The 14,225-nt window shown below is 71.7% G+C and carries 10 protein-coding genes, 1 pseudogene and 1 riboswitch; of the genes and pseudogenes, 6 read left to right on the top strand and 5 right to left on the bottom strand.

The genetic code is table 11. The annotated features are described in order from the left end of the window. Positions 1 to 9: 9 nt before the first annotated feature. Positions 10 to 1,200, bottom strand: a complete 1,191-nt coding sequence (locus ACIPXC_RS29175; RefSeq protein ID WP_401624052.1) for a SchA/CurD-like domain-containing protein — start codon at positions 1,198 to 1,200, stop codon at positions 10 to 12. A gap of 146 nt (positions 1,201 to 1,346) precedes the next feature. On the opposite strand from ACIPXC_RS29175, the gene ACIPXC_RS29170 reads away from it, so the two are divergent. Next, on the top strand, positions 1,347 to 3,002 hold the full coding sequence (locus tag ACIPXC_RS29170; protein WP_401624050.1) for an FAD-dependent oxidoreductase: 1,656 nt from the start codon (positions 1,347 to 1,349) through the stop codon (positions 3,000 to 3,002). Positions 3,003 to 3,393: 391 nt separating this feature from the next. Next, positions 3,394 to 3,620: riboswitch (cobalamin riboswitch) on the top strand. 184 nt (positions 3,621 to 3,804) lie between these two features. After that, a complete protein-coding gene (gene metE, locus ACIPXC_RS29165; protein WP_401624048.1) occupies positions 3,805 to 6,147 on the top strand; it encodes a 5-methyltetrahydropteroyltriglutamate--homocysteine S-methyltransferase in 2,343 nt (780 codons plus the stop codon). A 15-nt stretch (positions 6,148 to 6,162) separates the two neighbouring features. Here the strand turns inward: metE and ACIPXC_RS29160 are convergent, their stop codons facing one another. Together ACIPXC_RS29160 and ACIPXC_RS29155 are read right to left on the bottom strand one after the other, a co-directional pair. After that, on the bottom strand, positions 6,163 to 6,834 hold the full coding sequence (locus ACIPXC_RS29160; RefSeq protein WP_401624046.1) for a TetR/AcrR family transcriptional regulator: 672 nt from the start codon (positions 6,832 to 6,834) through the stop codon (positions 6,163 to 6,165). Between the two features lie 110 nt (positions 6,835 to 6,944). Beyond that, positions 6,945 to 9,011, bottom strand: coding sequence for a discoidin domain-containing protein (locus ACIPXC_RS29155; RefSeq protein ID WP_401624044.1), 2,067 nt, complete (start codon positions 9,009 to 9,011; stop codon positions 6,945 to 6,947). Between the two features lie 258 nt (positions 9,012 to 9,269). On the opposite strand from ACIPXC_RS29155, the gene ACIPXC_RS29150 reads away from it, so the two are divergent. Further along, complete coding sequence (locus tag ACIPXC_RS29150) at positions 9,270 to 9,554, top strand: hypothetical protein (RefSeq protein ID WP_401624042.1); 285 nt, start codon at positions 9,270 to 9,272, stop codon at positions 9,552 to 9,554. A 30-nt stretch (positions 9,555 to 9,584) separates the two neighbouring features. On the opposite strand, the gene ACIPXC_RS29145 is transcribed toward ACIPXC_RS29150, so the two are convergent. Continuing rightward, the gene (locus ACIPXC_RS29145; protein ID WP_401624040.1) at positions 9,585 to 10,793 is read right to left on the bottom strand and encodes a serine hydrolase domain-containing protein; all 1,209 of its coding nucleotides are present in this window, start codon (positions 10,791 to 10,793) and stop codon (positions 9,585 to 9,587) included. A 419-nt stretch (positions 10,794 to 11,212) separates the two neighbouring features. Then, the gene (locus tag ACIPXC_RS29140; protein ID WP_401624038.1) at positions 11,213 to 12,193 is read right to left on the bottom strand and encodes a ScbA/BarX family gamma-butyrolactone biosynthesis protein; all 981 of its coding nucleotides are present in this window, start codon (positions 12,191 to 12,193) and stop codon (positions 11,213 to 11,215) included. Positions 12,194 to 12,302: 109 nt separating this feature from the next. Between ACIPXC_RS29140 and ACIPXC_RS29135 the strand changes: the two genes are divergently transcribed. The 3 genes and pseudogenes from ACIPXC_RS29135 to manB all read left to right on the top strand — a co-directional run. Then, positions 12,303 to 12,986: a ScbR family autoregulator-binding transcription factor gene (locus ACIPXC_RS29135; protein WP_401624036.1), complete on the top strand. Its 684-nt coding sequence runs from the start codon at positions 12,303 to 12,305 to the stop codon at positions 12,984 to 12,986. Then, entirely contained in the window at positions 12,983 to 13,939 is a 957-nt protein-coding gene (locus ACIPXC_RS29130; RefSeq protein WP_401624034.1) for an NAD-dependent epimerase/dehydratase family protein, read from the top strand. The genes ACIPXC_RS29135 and ACIPXC_RS29130 overlap by 4 nt, the downstream gene beginning before the upstream one ends. A 120-nt stretch (positions 13,940 to 14,059) precedes the next feature. Continuing rightward, a pseudogene (gene manB, locus ACIPXC_RS29125) lies at positions 14,060 to 14,225 on the top strand (phosphomannomutase/phosphoglucomutase); the annotation flags it as partial.

The following is a 14,225-nucleotide window of genomic DNA, read 5'->3' as shown; positions in this document are numbered from 1 at the left end:
GGGCTTCTCCTAGGCTCGGGCCGGCGAACGCCGGTCGGTGATCAGGCGCATCTCGGAACGCTCCAGGAAGCGCGAGATCTCCTGGTGGGTGGTGGGGACGCCGTCCTTGGCGCTGTCGAGCAGCCGCGCGAGCACCGCCGCCCGGTGGCCGCCCTCGACGCCGAGCGTCAGAGCCGGCCGGGCGTCGTGCGGTCCGCGCAGGTCGAGCAGACGCACGACGATGTCGTCGCGCTGGAAGACGGTGCTCGCCTCGATCGGGCTCGACGCGTCGTCCACGGCCGTCTCGTCCTGTGCGGCGAGCAGCCGGGCGAGTTCCATGCCGCAGCCCTTCTTGGCGGGATAGAACAGCGCGTGCCGGTCGAGTTCCGCGCCCTCACCGCCACCGGCCGCCACATGGTGCACCGCGGGCAGCGCCGCACGGGTGAAGAAGGTCCGCGCCGAACCGGGGTCGCTGAGATCGCGGTCCTGCTCCAGGTACGGGTTGATGGCCTCCTCCAGCGCCCTGACCTCGGGCTGCAGGGCCACGTGACGCAGCGCCGCGAGCAGGTCCCCCTCGACCTCGACGGCCCGTACGACCCGGTTGCCGTGCATGAAGAGCGAGGTGCGGCGCAGCCGGGTGTGCTCGTCGACCTGCGCCTGCGGCGAGGTGTACCCGCTCAGCAGCCCGGCCACGACGTCCTCGCTGCCCGGCTTGACCGTGAAGGTCAGCGCGTGGCGGACCACACCGTCACCGCGTCGCGGGGCGACCTGGAGGCGGCCCCTGGAGCGGTCCGGGCCGTCCGCGGAAGCGGGGGCGAAGGCGGAGCCGGCGGGCGGGCCGGGGGAGAAGGCCGCGGCGGCGGCGCCGGGACCGTGGTCCTGCCCGGTCTCCCGCAGCACGCTGAACCGCAGCGAACGGGTGTCCCGTACGCAGCCGTGGAGGGGCTGGACCGACGCGACGTGCTCCTCGCTGTTGACCCAGGCGAGAAACCGCGGTGCGCTCTCCCATTCGCTGGTGATCAGCCACTGCGACGGATTCTCGATCGACTGGCACAGCTCGTCCCGGATGTGCCCGGGGACGGAGGAGACCTGCTTGTGGAGGTCCTCGTAGACCTCGAGGAACTGGTTCTGCGCACCGTCGTACAGATCCAGCAGCAGCACGACCCGAAGTCTCGAGTCGTCGAAGGCGGACTGGGATATCCGTTCCGACATGGTTGTCATCGTTCACACTCCTTCGAGACCACACGGTCGCCACGGGCGGCGCCACCCGAACCGATCGTGGTCCGGTAGCGCCGTCGGCGCGAGATGAGAGAACCAAGCGGGTGAACGAGCGAGCGAACCCACCTCGCACAGGGCATGGAAGAGCCATGAAGGAAAACGTCGACCACCGCGTCCCGGTCCTCATCGTGGGCGGCTCGCTGGTGGGCCTGTGCACCTCGCTGTTCCTCGGCCGTCATGGCATCACGCACATGCTGGTCGAGAAGCACGCGGGAACCTCGCTGCACCCGCGTGGACGCGGTATCAACGTACGCACGATGGAACTGTTCCGGGTCGCCCGGGTCGAGGAGCGGATCCGCGAGGCCGCCTCGGTCCTGGCGGACAACCACGGCATCCTGCAGGGCGGCTCGCTGACCGGCGACGACCAGGAGTGGCTGTTCGAACAGATCGACCCCGGTGGCGCACTGGCCCGGTTCAGCCCTTCCACCTGGTGCCTGTGCAGCCAGAACGACATTGAGCCGGTCCTGATGTCCGTGACCCCGACGCTCGGGGCGGACCTGCGGTTCTCCACCGAGCTGCTCTCCTTCGAACAGGACGAGAGCGGCGTCACCGCGCTCGTGAAGAACCGGGAGACCGGGGAGCGCAGCACGGTGCGCGCCGACTATCTGGTCGCCGCCGACGGGCCACGCAGCCCCGTCCGCGAACAGCTCCGGATCGGCCAGAGCGGCCCCGGCGACCTGTTCCACAACGTCAGCGTCACCTTCCGGTCCCGCATGCTCGCGGACGTGATCGGCGACCGGCGCTTCATCGTCTGCTACCTGACCAAGCCCGACGCCGACGGCGCTCTGCTGCCCGTCGACAACCGCGAGCGGTGGGTCTTCCACGCGCCGTGGCACCCCGACCGGGGCGAGACGCTGGAGGACTTCACCGACGAACGCTGCGTCGAGCACATCCGACGGGCCGTCGGCGCACCCGACCTGGACGTGGAGATCACCGGGAAGGCACCGTGGCACGCCGCCGAGCGCGTCGCCCAGCGGTACGCGGCCGGCCGGGTCTTCCTCGCCGGGGACTCCGCCCACGAGATGTCGCCCACCGGGGCGTTCGGCTCCAACACCGGCATCCAGGACGCGCACAACCTCGCCTGGAAGATCGCCGCCGTGCTGGGCGGCGCCGCGGGCCCGGGGCTGCTGGAGACCTACGAGGCCGAGCGGCTCCCGGTGGCGCGGGCGACGAGCGAGCGGGCCTCAGCCCGTTCCGCCGAGCACAGCCACCCGGGGTACGAGCCGGACCACGAGTCCGCCGCCGCCGCACCGGCGCGCGGCGGGCCGCAGAACGGCGTCCTCGCCGTGGCCATGGGGTACGGGTACGGCCAGGGCGCGGTCGTGGGGGCCGACCCGGAGCTGCCGGTCGTGCCCGAACGGATGCGGCTCTGCGGTGACCCGGGCACGCGCGCCCCGCACCTGTGGCTCCGCGAACCGGCGGCGGGGGAGCGGAGGTCCACCCTCGACCTCTACGAGCGGTCCTTCGTGCTGCTCTGCTCCGAGGGCACCCCGTGGAGCGGAGCGGCCGGCTCGGTCGCCAAGCGGATGAACGTACGCCTGGACGCCTACGCGATCGGCACCGGCCCGGAGGCCGACCTGATCCCGGAGGACGGCGGCGACTGGGCCGAGGCGCACGGCACCACCGAGGCCGGAGCGGTCCTCGTCCGCCCGGACGGTTTTGTTGCCTGGCGCTCGACGGCGGCCGTGGCGGACCCGGAGTCGGTCCTCTACAAGGTCCTCACGACCCTGCTGCACCGCCACTGACACCCGGCCCGGAGGCGCCCGTCCGGCGCCTCCGGGCCGGATCGGCTCACGGGACCGTCGTCGGACCGGGCCCACCCGGTCTCTTCGGTGTCCAGGCGCCACGGCCGCGGCCCCGGCGGGTTCCGGCTCCCCGTGCTCCCGCGTGCTCACCCGCGGGACGTCGTTTCCGTGTCGGCCCAATTCTCCTCGTCGGCGGGCAGGGCCACCGGCACGTCGGCCTTCCCGTCGGTGATCCGCCGCACCACCGGCGGATGATCCGCACGGCATCGCGTACGGGTAACCCACCCACGGTGGGCGGCGGGTGGCTGCCGCGGACCGCCTCGGCACCTGCGCGTCTCATCACGGCTTCCGGATGCTGGACAACCGTACCCACTGCCGGGGAAGGGCATCTACTCTGGCCGGTGCAGCTGGTTCGCCCCGTCCGCCAGGCGGGATGCGTCGTAAGAGGGAACCCGGTGGGAATCCGGGACTGCCCCGCAGCGGTGAGCGGGAACGACCGCCGTCATACGCACTGGGACCGGACAACGGTCCTGGGAAGCGACGGCCAGTAGGTGCCCGCCGGGAGACCGGCAGGCGTGCCCGCGAGTCCGAAGACCTGCCCGTTGCCCGCGTGCGCCCCGTCGTGCGCGGACATCCCGGTGACCTCGTGGGCGGGTCGGCGACACATCAGGCGGGCGACCGCGGGCGCGTACGGGTACGTACGTCCTCCCGCAAACCGGTCGTGGTCCGTCCTGTTCGTCATCCCTTCGCGCTCGCGACCCCCGCCGGGGTCCACAGGAGACAGCTCGCGAAGGAGAGTTCCGTGACCAGCAAGACTTCCGCCACCGCCGGACGGGCCGGTGCGGCCACCGTGTACGGCTATCCCCGGCAGGGGCAGAACCGGGAACTGAAGAAGGCCGTCGAGGGCTACTGGAAGGGCCGGGTCGGCGCCGACGCACTCCGCGAGACGGCCCGGGACCTGCGCCGGACGAACTGGCGGCAACTGGCCGACGCCGGCATCACCGAGGTGCCCACCGGTGACTTCTCGTACTACGACCACGTACTGGACACCAGCGTCATGGTCGGCGCCGTCCCCGCCCGCCACCGCGCCGCCGTCGACGCGGACGCGCTGGACGGCTATTTCGCCATGGCGCGCGGCACCCAGGAGGTGGCCCCGCTCGAAATGACCAAGTGGTTCGACACCAACTACCACTACCTGGTGCCGGAACTGGGCCCCGACACCGTCTTCACCGCGGACTCCTCCCAGCAGGTCGCGCAGTTCGAGGAGGCCCGCGCGCTCGGCCACACCGCCCGCCCGGTCCTGGTCGGGCCGGTGACGTACCTGCTGCTGGCCAAGCCCGCCCCCGGTGTGGCGGCCGGTTTCGACCCCCTCGCCCTCCTCGACCGCCTGCTCCCCGTGTACGCGCGCGTCCTCGCCGACCTGCGTGCGGCCGGAGCCGAGTGGGTACAGCTGGACGAGCCCGCCCTGGTGCAGGACCGCACCCCGGCCGAGCTGAACGCCGCCGCCCGCGCGTACCGCGGGCTCGGCGCCGCGGCCGACCGGCCGAAGCTGCTCGTGGCCACTTACTTCGACCGGCTCGGCGAGGCCCTGGCCGTGCTCGCCAAGGCCCCCGTGGACGGGCTCGCCCTGGACTTCACCGGCGCGGCCGCCGCGAACCTCGACGACCTCGCCGCCGTCGGCGGCCTGCCCGGCAAGCGCCTGGTCGCCGGCGTCGTGGGCGGCCGCAACGTCTGGATCAACGACCTGGAGAAGTCCCTCGCCACGCTCGGTACCCTCCTCGGCCTGGCCGACAGCGTCGACGTGGCCGCCTCCTGCTCGCTCCTCCACGTGCCGCTGGACGCCTCCGCCGAGCGGGACATCGACCCGCAGGTCAGGCGCTGGCTCGCCTTCGCCCGCCAGAAGACCGTAGAGATCGCCACGCTCGCCCGCGGGCTCGCCCGCGGCACGGACGCCATCGCGGCCGAACTCGCCGCCAACCGGGCCGACCTGGCCTCCCGCGCCACCTCCTCCGTCACCCGTGACCCCGCCGTCCGGGCCCGGGCTGCGGCCGTCACCGACGCCGACGGCCGCCGCTCCCGGCCCTACGCGGAGCGGGTGACCGCCCAGCGCGCCCGCCTCGGCCTGCCGCTGCTGCCCACGACGACCATCGGATCGTTCCCGCAGACCACCGAACTGCGCACGGCCCGCGCCGACCTGCGGGCCGGCCGCACCGACACCGCCGGCTACGAGGACCGCATCAGGGCGGAGATCCGGGCGGTGCTGGCCTTCCAGGAGAAGGCAGGCATCGACGTACTGGTGCACGGCGAGCCCGAACGGGGCGACATGGTGCAGTACTTCGCCGAGCAGCTCATCGGCTACCTCGCCACGCAGCACGGCTGGGTCCAGTCCTACGGCACCCGCTACGTCCGCCCGCCCGTCCTGGCCGGCGACATCTCCCGCCCCGACCCGATGACCGTCCGCTGGACCACGTACGCGCAGACGCAGACGACCAAGCCGGTCAAGGGCATGCTCACCGGGCCGGTCACCATGCTCGCCTGGTCCTTCGTGCGCGACGACCAGCCGCTCGCGGACACCGCCCGGCAGGTCGCGCTGGCCCTGCGCGACGAGGTGAACGACCTGGAGGCCGCCGGAACCTCCGTCATCCAGGTGGACGAGCCGGCCCTGCGGGAGACCCTCCCGCTGCGCGGAGCCGACCACGCGGCCTACCTCGCCTGGGCCACCGAGTCCTTCCGGCTCACCACCTCGGGCGTCCGGCCGGACACCCAGATCCACACGCACATGTGCTACGCCGAGTTCGGCGACATCGTCGAGGCCATTGGCGACCTCGACGCCGACGTCATCAGCCTGGAGGCCGCCCGGTCGCACATGCAGGTCGCCGACGAACTGTCCGGCGCCGGGTATCCGCGCGAGGTCGGTCCGGGCGTGTGGGACATCCACTCGCCGCGGATCCCCTCGGTGGAGGAGGCCTCGGCGCTGCTGCGCAAGGGTCTGGGGGCCATCCCGGCCGAACGGCTGTGGGTCAATCCCGACTGCGGTCTGAAGACCCGGGCCTGGCCCGAGACCCGGGCCTCCCTGGAGAACCTGGTCGAGGCGGCCCGCCTGGTTCGCGCCGAGGTGGGCGCCGACGGGTCCGGCGCCGCCTGATACCCGCGGAGCCCGTCAGGCGGAGAGCGGGCGACGGGCGTAATCCGGCGAGTGCGGCCGGTCCCCGTCACCGGTCCCGTCACCTGGCCCGTCCGCGGTCTCGGTGAGCCCCGCGACATGGTCGGTGATCATGTCGAGGATGGCCGCCGAGACCGCGGCGTCGCCGAGCACGAGGTGGTTGAGGGTGAGCCCGTCCGTCATGGCGGCCAGGTAGCGGGCCAGTACGTGCACCGGTACCCGCAGTTCGAAGGGCATGAGCCGGCGGAGCTGCTCGATGAGCTCGGTGTAGGTGTCGCAGTACAGCTCGTACTGGCGTCGCGCGAGGTGCTCGAACCCGGGCCGGCGCAGGGCGTACTGCGTGAGTTCGTAGGTGAGCATGTGCTCGCCCGGGTTGGCGGCCACATGGTCCCAGTACGCCTGGAAACCGGCCCGGATGGTCTCCCGGAGGGTGGCCCTGGGCCGGATGGCCTCCCTCGCCACGGCGATGCCGTGCTCGGTGATCGCCACGATCACGGATTCGAGCAGGGCCTGCTTGGAGTCGAAGCAGTAGTGGAAGACGCTCAGGGACACGCCCGCCTCGGCGCAGATCGAGCGTGTCGTCGCCCTGCCGACGCCGTCGCGGGCCATCACGCGGATCGCCGCCTCGGTCAGCTGCCGGCGTCGCTCGGCCGACGGCATCCGTGCCATGGGCGTTCGTTCCCTTCGTTCCGTGCGGTGCCGTGCTGTCGGGCAAAGGCGGCCGGGGCCGGCCGGATCGGCGGATCCGGCCGGCCCCGGCCGCGGGGGCGTGGGCGGTGTCAGCTGCTGTAGACGCCGACCTCGTGGAGCGAGTAGCCCCACTTGGTGCCGCGCTGGACCCCGTGGACGCGTACGTAGCGGGCGGTGGTACCGGTGAACAGTGCCGTGTCCAGACCGCCGTCACCGGTGGTGGTGGACCATACGGACTGCCAGTTCGTGCCGTCGTCCGACAGTTCGATGCGGTAGGCCCGCCCGTGCGCCCGCTCCCAGTCGAGGGTGACGCGCTTGACCAGGTTCGCGGCGCCGAGGTCGATCCGGATCCACTGGTCGTCGCTCCAGTCGCTCGCCCAGCGGGTGCCCGTGTTCCCGTCCACGGCCCGGGACGGGGCGTAGCTGGTGAACGGGTTCCACTCGGAGGAGCTGGCCGTGGCGGACGCGCCCGCGGCGAGGTTCACCCCGGCCTTGTGCTTCTCGGACGAACCCCAGGTGGTGAGGTAGGACTCGGCGCCGCGGAAGAGGTCGTCGACCACGTCCTGGCCGCCGACGATCCGGAGGTCCTCGATCCAGTCCGGGACCAGGCCGTAGTGCGAGGCGCCGTCGGTGTTGAGGTCCCAGGTGCGCTGTCCGGTGGTCTGCTTGTCGATGACGGAGCCGCCGTCGGTGCTGCGGAACGGGTAGCGCACCGGGTTCGGGGTGTCGGCGCCCCGGGGGCCCGGCCAGCCGCCGACGCCGTTCATGTCGGAGCCGTAGCCGTAGCCGACGTCGTACTTGTCACGCAGGGCGTTCTTGGCCTTCGCCTCGGCGCTGAAGCCCTCGGCTCCGCCCATGTACTGGGCGACGAACCCGCCGAGCTTGTAGAGCCGCTCGGTCCAGTTGTCGTCCATCCAGCTGTGCGAGGAGATGACGCCCGGGTAGGACTCGGACTCCAGGATGTCGAAGGCCCGCCCGGCGGCCTTGACGCTCATGTGGTCGATCTCCAGCATCATCTTGCGTTTCATCATCCCGCGCACGGCGTACTCGCCGAGGTCGGTCAGACCGCGGGTGTTGCACTGCGCGTCCGCCGCGTACGAGGGCACGGTCACGCCCGCCGGGAGTTCCTTCTGCGCCGCGGGAGCGGCCGCGAGCCCGATGGGGTTGTCGTGCTGCGGGCCGGTGCACTTCTCCGTCTTCCAGAAGGTCCCGGTCGACAGGAACTGGCCGACGTTGATCGCGGTGCCGAGCGCGCCCTGGTCGAAGCGGACACCGCACAGGGCGTTGTCGAACTTGTGGCAGAGGAACATGCTGCGCACGCCCAGCCGGTGCAGTTCGTCGAGGCCCCGGTCGATGTCCTCCTTGCTGCACTGCGCGAAGTCCAGGATCTGCTTGCACCCGAACGGTTCGGAGGTCTCGACTCCGAGGACGACCGCCAGCTTGCCCTGCTTGATGACCTCACGGGCCTGGGCGGAGTCGGTGACGATGCGGAACCAGCCCTTTCCGGGGCCGCCGTACATCTTGTCGATGAAGGCCTGCATGTCGTACGTCTTCTGCGCTTCGAGCCGGATGGCGGTCATCTCGTCGCAGCTGCGGTCCTTGAAGAAGTAGACCGAGCAGATCACGCCGTTGGTGACGAGGTCGTTGACGAGGACGCGCTGGCCGCCGCGCCAGGCCCGTTCGACCCAGGCGTAGTAGTTCTGCTGGTGGGTGAGCGAGTCGTGGGCGGGCCAGTCCTTGAAGGTGGGCCAGCCGTTCGGGTCGTGCTTGCCGTCGCCGCCCTTGGTGATGAAGTCGAAGATCGCCAGGGTGCCGTCGGGGTAGTGCTCGGGGCAGTCCTTGAGCGCGTCGGCCACGCCCATGTCGGAGAAGGGCTTGCCGCAGATGAGGCGCCCGCCGAAGCCCTCGTTGGACATCAGGTGGTCGTGGGCGTCGACGAAACCGCGGACCCTGCCCTGGGCGTCGGTGCCCTTGAAGGGTTCGCCGGTGACGTTGATCTCGGAGTCGGGTGCGGGCCGCGCCACCGGATTCCACCAGCCGGGGTCATCGGCGGCGGAGCTGGGCACGGGGCCGAGCACCATCGCCACCACGGCGAGGAGCAGGGACAGGACCGCGATCGGGCTGCGCCTGGGGTTCTTGTGCCGGGAATTGGTCATCACTCACGTCTTCGGTCAGCGGATGGCGCGGTGCAGGAGCCGGATCCGTTCGGGGTCGCGACGGCCACGGAAGACGCTGACTTGTCATGAACCCGCAAACGGTGGGTCGAGAATCGCCACTGGCGCCGACGGAGTCAAGAGTCCGGGACGAATGACCTGATGATTCGTCAGGCCGCGTACCGGCAGGATCGGGTACGGAAGGGGACGGCCCGGCGCGCCCGGACAGCCGGAGGCGCCGGGACGGCCTACCGTCGGAGCATGAGCGCGATGGCCGTGGTGTACGAGGTGGAGGACCCGGCGGCGGCGCACGCCGGCGGGACCGAGGGGGACGGCGGCGAGGTGACCGTCGTACGCGTGCACGCGGCGCCCGTGGCGCCCGGCATGCCCGGTGTCCCCGGCCCGCGGACGTTCTGCGGCAAGGACACCTTCGCGATGCGGGCCGCCCCGCGGCAGCCCGCGGGGCGGCCCGGCCCGTCGTGGTACGGCACCGACCACGCGGACCGGGTCTGCCCCGCCTGTGACGACGCGGTGGGCACCGGCTGAGGGGCCGGGGCGGCACCGGCCGCGCGGGCGTCAGCGCGCGTTGTGCTCGGGCAGGTCCACCTCGGCCGGGGCGAAGCCGAACCCGCGGGCACCCTTCTTCTCGGTCCGCTGGCCGCAGAACGCCGCTTCGAGGGTGCCGCCGAGCGCCGTGTTGGCGGCACCCCGGTTCGAGGTGTTCGCCATCGCGGAGAGGCTGCGCCGGCCGTCGCGCGTGGAGAAGGCGTAGGTGTAGAAGCCCTGCACCGTGCCTGTGTGCCCGTAGACCGACGTGCCGCAGGAGAGGTCGTAGCGGCGCAGGCCCAGACCGTAGAAGCGGGTGTTCGTGGTGTCCGTCGGGGTGGCGGTGACCATGGCGTCCAGCAGCTTCGGGGACAGCAGCCGACCCCCGAGCAGCGCCGAGGTGAAGGTGTTCAGGTCGGCCGGGCTGGAGATCACCGCCCCGGCGGACTGGGCCCACGACACCGTCTGCTCGGTGGAGTCGACCAGCGGCGCACCGGCCTCGTCGGGGTGGAGGTAGCCGCGGGCGTGCAGTCCCCTGATCTTCGTGTCGGGGTGGACGTACATGGTGTCGCGCAGGCCCAGCGGCTTGACGATGCGCCGCTCGTACTCCTTGCCCATCCGGTTTCCGGTGGCCTTCTCGATCAGCATGCCGACGACGACGAAGTTGGTGTTCGAGTACTTGTACGCCACGCCCGGCTCGGTCGTCCTGGGCTCACGCAGCGAGAGGTCGAGCAGCTCCTGGTAGCTGAACACGCGGTTGCGCACGGCCTCGAAGCCGGGGACGGTCTGCTCGAACATGGCGTCGGTGTAGTCCGCGAGACCGCTGCGGTGGGTCAGCAGGTGGCGCACGGTGATCCGGTCGTCGGGCAGCAGGCCGGGCAGGTAGCGGTTGACCGGGCTGTCCAGGGCGATCTTCTTCTCGCCGACCAGCTGGAGCAGGACCACGGAGGAGAAGGTCTTGCTGACGCTGCCGATCCGGAAGCGCGCCTTCGGGTCCATGGCCGCGCCCGTGGTCCTGTCGCGCACGCCGACGGTCCGTGTGCTGACCCCGTCGGGGCCGCTGAAGCGGGCCATCGCGCCGGGCGCTCCGGCGGCCGTGGTGTTGCGCAGCGCCTGGGTGAGCGCTTCGAGGTCGGGGGTGGTTCCGGCGGCGCGGGCGGTGGTCGCCGGGGCGACCGCGGCGGTCACGGCGAGCAGGGCGGCGGTCAGGGCGAGGCGTCGGTTCACGGGCAGCGGCACGGTGCTGGGTTCCTCTGGTCGGTGGTCAGTCGGCAGGGGGCGGCGGGGCGTCGCGGTCGGCGGACGGGCGCGACCGCGACGCACCCAGAAAAATCATCCGGCAGGTGGAGCGGCTGTGTGCGTCGCAACGCGCCGTTCTACGAAGGCAGTTCCAGCAGACGCAGGGGTCGCGAGCACTTCCTGGCGCAGCTCCACCTTGCGGACCTTCCCCAAGCGCCCCGAGTGCGGGCATGAGACGTCATCCCGTTCGGTGAGTCCGCGTACGACGATTCGTCGGCCGGCGGGACGTCATGAGCGGGGGTGGGCGTCGATGGATACGTCACGTCTGACGGGACAACGGAAGGCGCCTGCCCGGCAGAGCCGGGCAGGCGCTTCGTCGTACGCGTGGGGGGATCGGTGCCGACCGCCCCGGGGTGAGGTCAGGGCGTGGAGAACGCGCGCGGGGGCGCGGCCGCCGTGGTGGTGATCGTCGCCGTGGCGGTGAAGATGTCCTCGTCGTTCTGCCGGGCCACGACCCGCACCGGGTGCCGGCGGCCGGCCGGCGACGCCGTGTGGTCGGGGAGCGCGGTCGTCTCGATCCAGCAGGGCGAGTTCAGTTCCGCATAGCGGAAGAACTGCATCTCCATGTCGGTCAGGACCCCCCGGCGGGGGAACGCGGAGGCGTACGCGGCCTGGCGCACGGCCTCCAGCAGCAGCATGCCCGGGGCGTGGTCGACGGGGTGGTCGAAGAGGATCGGATGGTTGATGTCGGCCCGCAACTGGGCGCGGTGCAGGGAACTCGTGGGGGAGAGCACCACGTCGTGGAAGCGGTCCCGGCACACCCGCCGGGGCGTCATCGGCGGCGGGAGCGGGATGACGCTGGCGGTGACCTGGTCGAGGTCGGCGTTCCCGCCACGCAGGCGCCGGTACACGGCGTCGGGCTGGTTGGTGAAGCCGGCCTCGGCGGTGCCGAGGAACTCCCCGTCGCGGGTGGCGGTGACGTGCATCGTCAGGCGGGCGAGCCTGCTGCCCCGGCGGGCGATGCCCGAGCAGCGGATGTGGAGCATGATGTCGGCCGGTCTCGAACCGACCACCAGTGCGGCGGGGCTGGTGGAGTAGGTGAACGTGTCCCAGATCTGGCGGTGTCCGAAGGGCACGTCGTACGCCACGTGGCTGAGCAGCGGGATGGCCTGGCGGACGGATTCGGCCAGGAGCAACGGGTCGTGGTGCCCCGCGTCGGGTGAGTAGAAGCTGTGGGCGCGGGGCCACTGGGCGGTGACGACGTACTCGTCGGGAGCGACGGAACGCCATCCGGTGAGCAGGACTTCCGAGTGCGCGCTCTTGTGCACGTACTCCCGCGGTAAGGCGCTGCTGAGTACGGCGGTTGCGGGCGAGGTGGAGCGAGTAGCAGACACAGTCATGGTTGAGCCCCCCTGGAACGTCGGACATGAGCTGGTGCTGGTGCTTGTTCGGCGCTGGGTCCTAAAATAAAGGATGTTCGTTTTTTTTGTCGAGAAGGATTAGGTGCCCATGTCAGAGCGGAAGCAGCAACGAGCCCCTCAACTCAGGGCAGTTCAGACCAAGGCGGCCATCTTGCGCGCCGCCGCGGAGGTCTTCGACGAGTTCGGCTTCAGCGGAGCCAGCATCAGCAAGATCATGAAACGGGCGGACGTCACGCAGGGTGGGATGTACTTCCACTTCAGCTCGAAGGAGGAACTCGCCTACGCCGTGATGGTCGGGCAGGGCGAGGGCCTGGAGTTCCCCGCGGGCGAGGACGGCCTGCAGCGGCTGGTGGACATCACGCTCTACCTCGCCGAGCAGCTCCGGCACAATCCGGTGCTCCGCGCAGGCGTACGACTGGCCGTGGAACAGGGCGAGTTCGGCCTGCGCGACGATGTCGCCTACCAGGCCTGGGTCCTGGAGTTCCGCCAGCAGCTGCGCTTCGCGCGCGCCAAGGGCGAGCTCCAGCCCGACGTCGACGACCACGAGCTGGCCTGGGTGCTGGTCAGCTCCTTCACCGGCGCCCAGCTCTTCTCCCAGGCCTCCACCGGCCGTGTCGACCTGCCCCAGCGCATCGCCTCGCTCTGGCGCTACCTGCTGCCCGCCGTCGCCACCGAGGACGCGCGCAAGGGCATGCGCCTGGCACTGCCGCAGACCGGGCCGGAGCAGCCGCCGCAGCCCGATGCGGACCGGAAGCCGGAGCAGCAGGGTTGAGCGGCCGTCAGGTCGTCGTGACCGGAGCGACGGGCTTCATCGGATCCGCAGTGCTGCGCCGCCTGGCCGAACAGGATCCGGGGGCCGTGGCGCGGGTGGTGTCCCGTACGCAGACCCCCGACGCCGTCGGCGCCGGACGGCGGGTGGACGCGGACCTGGCCGACCCGGCCTCGCTGCACGGGGTGTGCGAAGGCGCCGACGTACTGCTCTCGCTGGCCTCCTACGTCGGGCCGGACGCCGGCCGCTGCGAGGCGGTCAACACCGTGGGGACCGCGGCGCTGATGGCCGAGGCACGACGCGCCGGAGTGCGGCGCATCGTCCATCTGTCCACCTGCGCCGTCTACGGAGCGGGTCCGCACCGAGGCGCGGACGAGGCGGAGTTGACGCCCGCCCCGGTGTCGCCGGCCAGCAGCAGCAGGCTGTCGGGGGAGGCGTCCGTGCTCGGGGCGCAGGGCCTGGTCCTGCGTGCGGGACTGGTAGTGGGCAGGGGTGACCGATGGGTCGTACCGGCCCTCGCCGATGCGTTCCGGCGCGTACCGGCGCGGTGGGACGGGGGAGCGGGGACGGGCTCCTACGTCGACGTCGACGACCTGGCACGGCTCGTCGTGGCGTTCGCGCTGGGGGACGGCGCCGCCGCCGCGGCGAAGGGCGTCCTGCACGCCCACCACCCGGAGCCGGTCCGCAACCGGGACCTCATGGATGCGCTGGCCGGACACGGGGTGCTGCCGCGGCGGCCGGTGGTGGACTGGCCCTGGGCCCGCTGCCTGGAGGCCCTGGCCCGGACCTCGGGGTGGGTGAGCGAGCGGCAGTTCACGCTGCTGGCGCGCGACCACTGGTACCGCGCGGACGCGGCGTGGCGGCTCGCCGGCATCGAGCCGGGGCCGGGCCCGCTGGACCGCCTCGGCCGGGCGGCCCCCTGGTACCGGGAGAGGGGTGCGCTCCCGCCGGGGTGACGGCGATCTGCCAAAGCCTCAACGGGATGGGGGCGGACGGGGCGTGGCGGGGAAGGGGGCGGGTAGCGTCCCGGACACAGCCGGTCCTGGTCATCCCGTTGACCCCGATGGAGGAGTGAAATGCCCGACCTTTCGAACATCGTCAAGGCGTATGACGTGCGTGGCGTTGTGCCGGACGAGTGGGACGAGTCGCTGGCGGAGCTGTTCGGTGCTGCTTTCGTCGAGGTCGTGGGTGGCTCGGCGATCGTGGTGGGTCATGACATGCGTCCTTCGTCGCCGGGTCTGT

This window comes from Streptomyces sp. NPDC090021 (assembly GCF_044748225.1).
Classification (GTDB): Bacteria; Actinomycetota; Actinomycetes; order Streptomycetales; family Streptomycetaceae; genus Streptomyces.
The sequence above is the reverse complement of the archived record's forward strand: the minus strand, read 5'-3'. Positions and strand labels throughout refer to the sequence as shown.

Bases quoted from the DNA above. Each gene is read 5' to 3' on its own strand.
- ACIPXC_RS29175 (WP_401624052.1), bottom strand. From the start codon at position 1,200: ATGACAACCATGTCGGAACGGATATCCCAGTCCGCCTTCGACGACTCG.
- ACIPXC_RS29170 (WP_401624050.1), top strand. From the start codon at position 1,347: ATGAAGGAAAACGTCGACCACCGCGTCCCGGTCCTCATCGTGGGCGGC.
- ACIPXC_RS29160 (WP_401624046.1), bottom strand. From the start codon at position 6,834: ATGGCACGGATGCCGTCGGCCGAGCGACGCCGGCAGCTGACCGAGGCG.
- ACIPXC_RS29155 (WP_401624044.1), bottom strand. From the start codon at position 9,011: ATGACCAATTCCCGGCACAAGAACCCCAGGCGCAGCCCGATCGCGGTC.
- ACIPXC_RS29150 (WP_401624042.1), top strand. From the start codon at position 9,270: ATGAGCGCGATGGCCGTGGTGTACGAGGTGGAGGACCCGGCGGCGGCG.
- ACIPXC_RS29140 (WP_401624038.1), bottom strand. From the start codon at position 12,193: ATGACTGTGTCTGCTACTCGCTCCACCTCGCCCGCAACCGCCGTACTC.
- ACIPXC_RS29135 (WP_401624036.1), top strand. From the start codon at position 12,303: ATGTCAGAGCGGAAGCAGCAACGAGCCCCTCAACTCAGGGCAGTTCAG.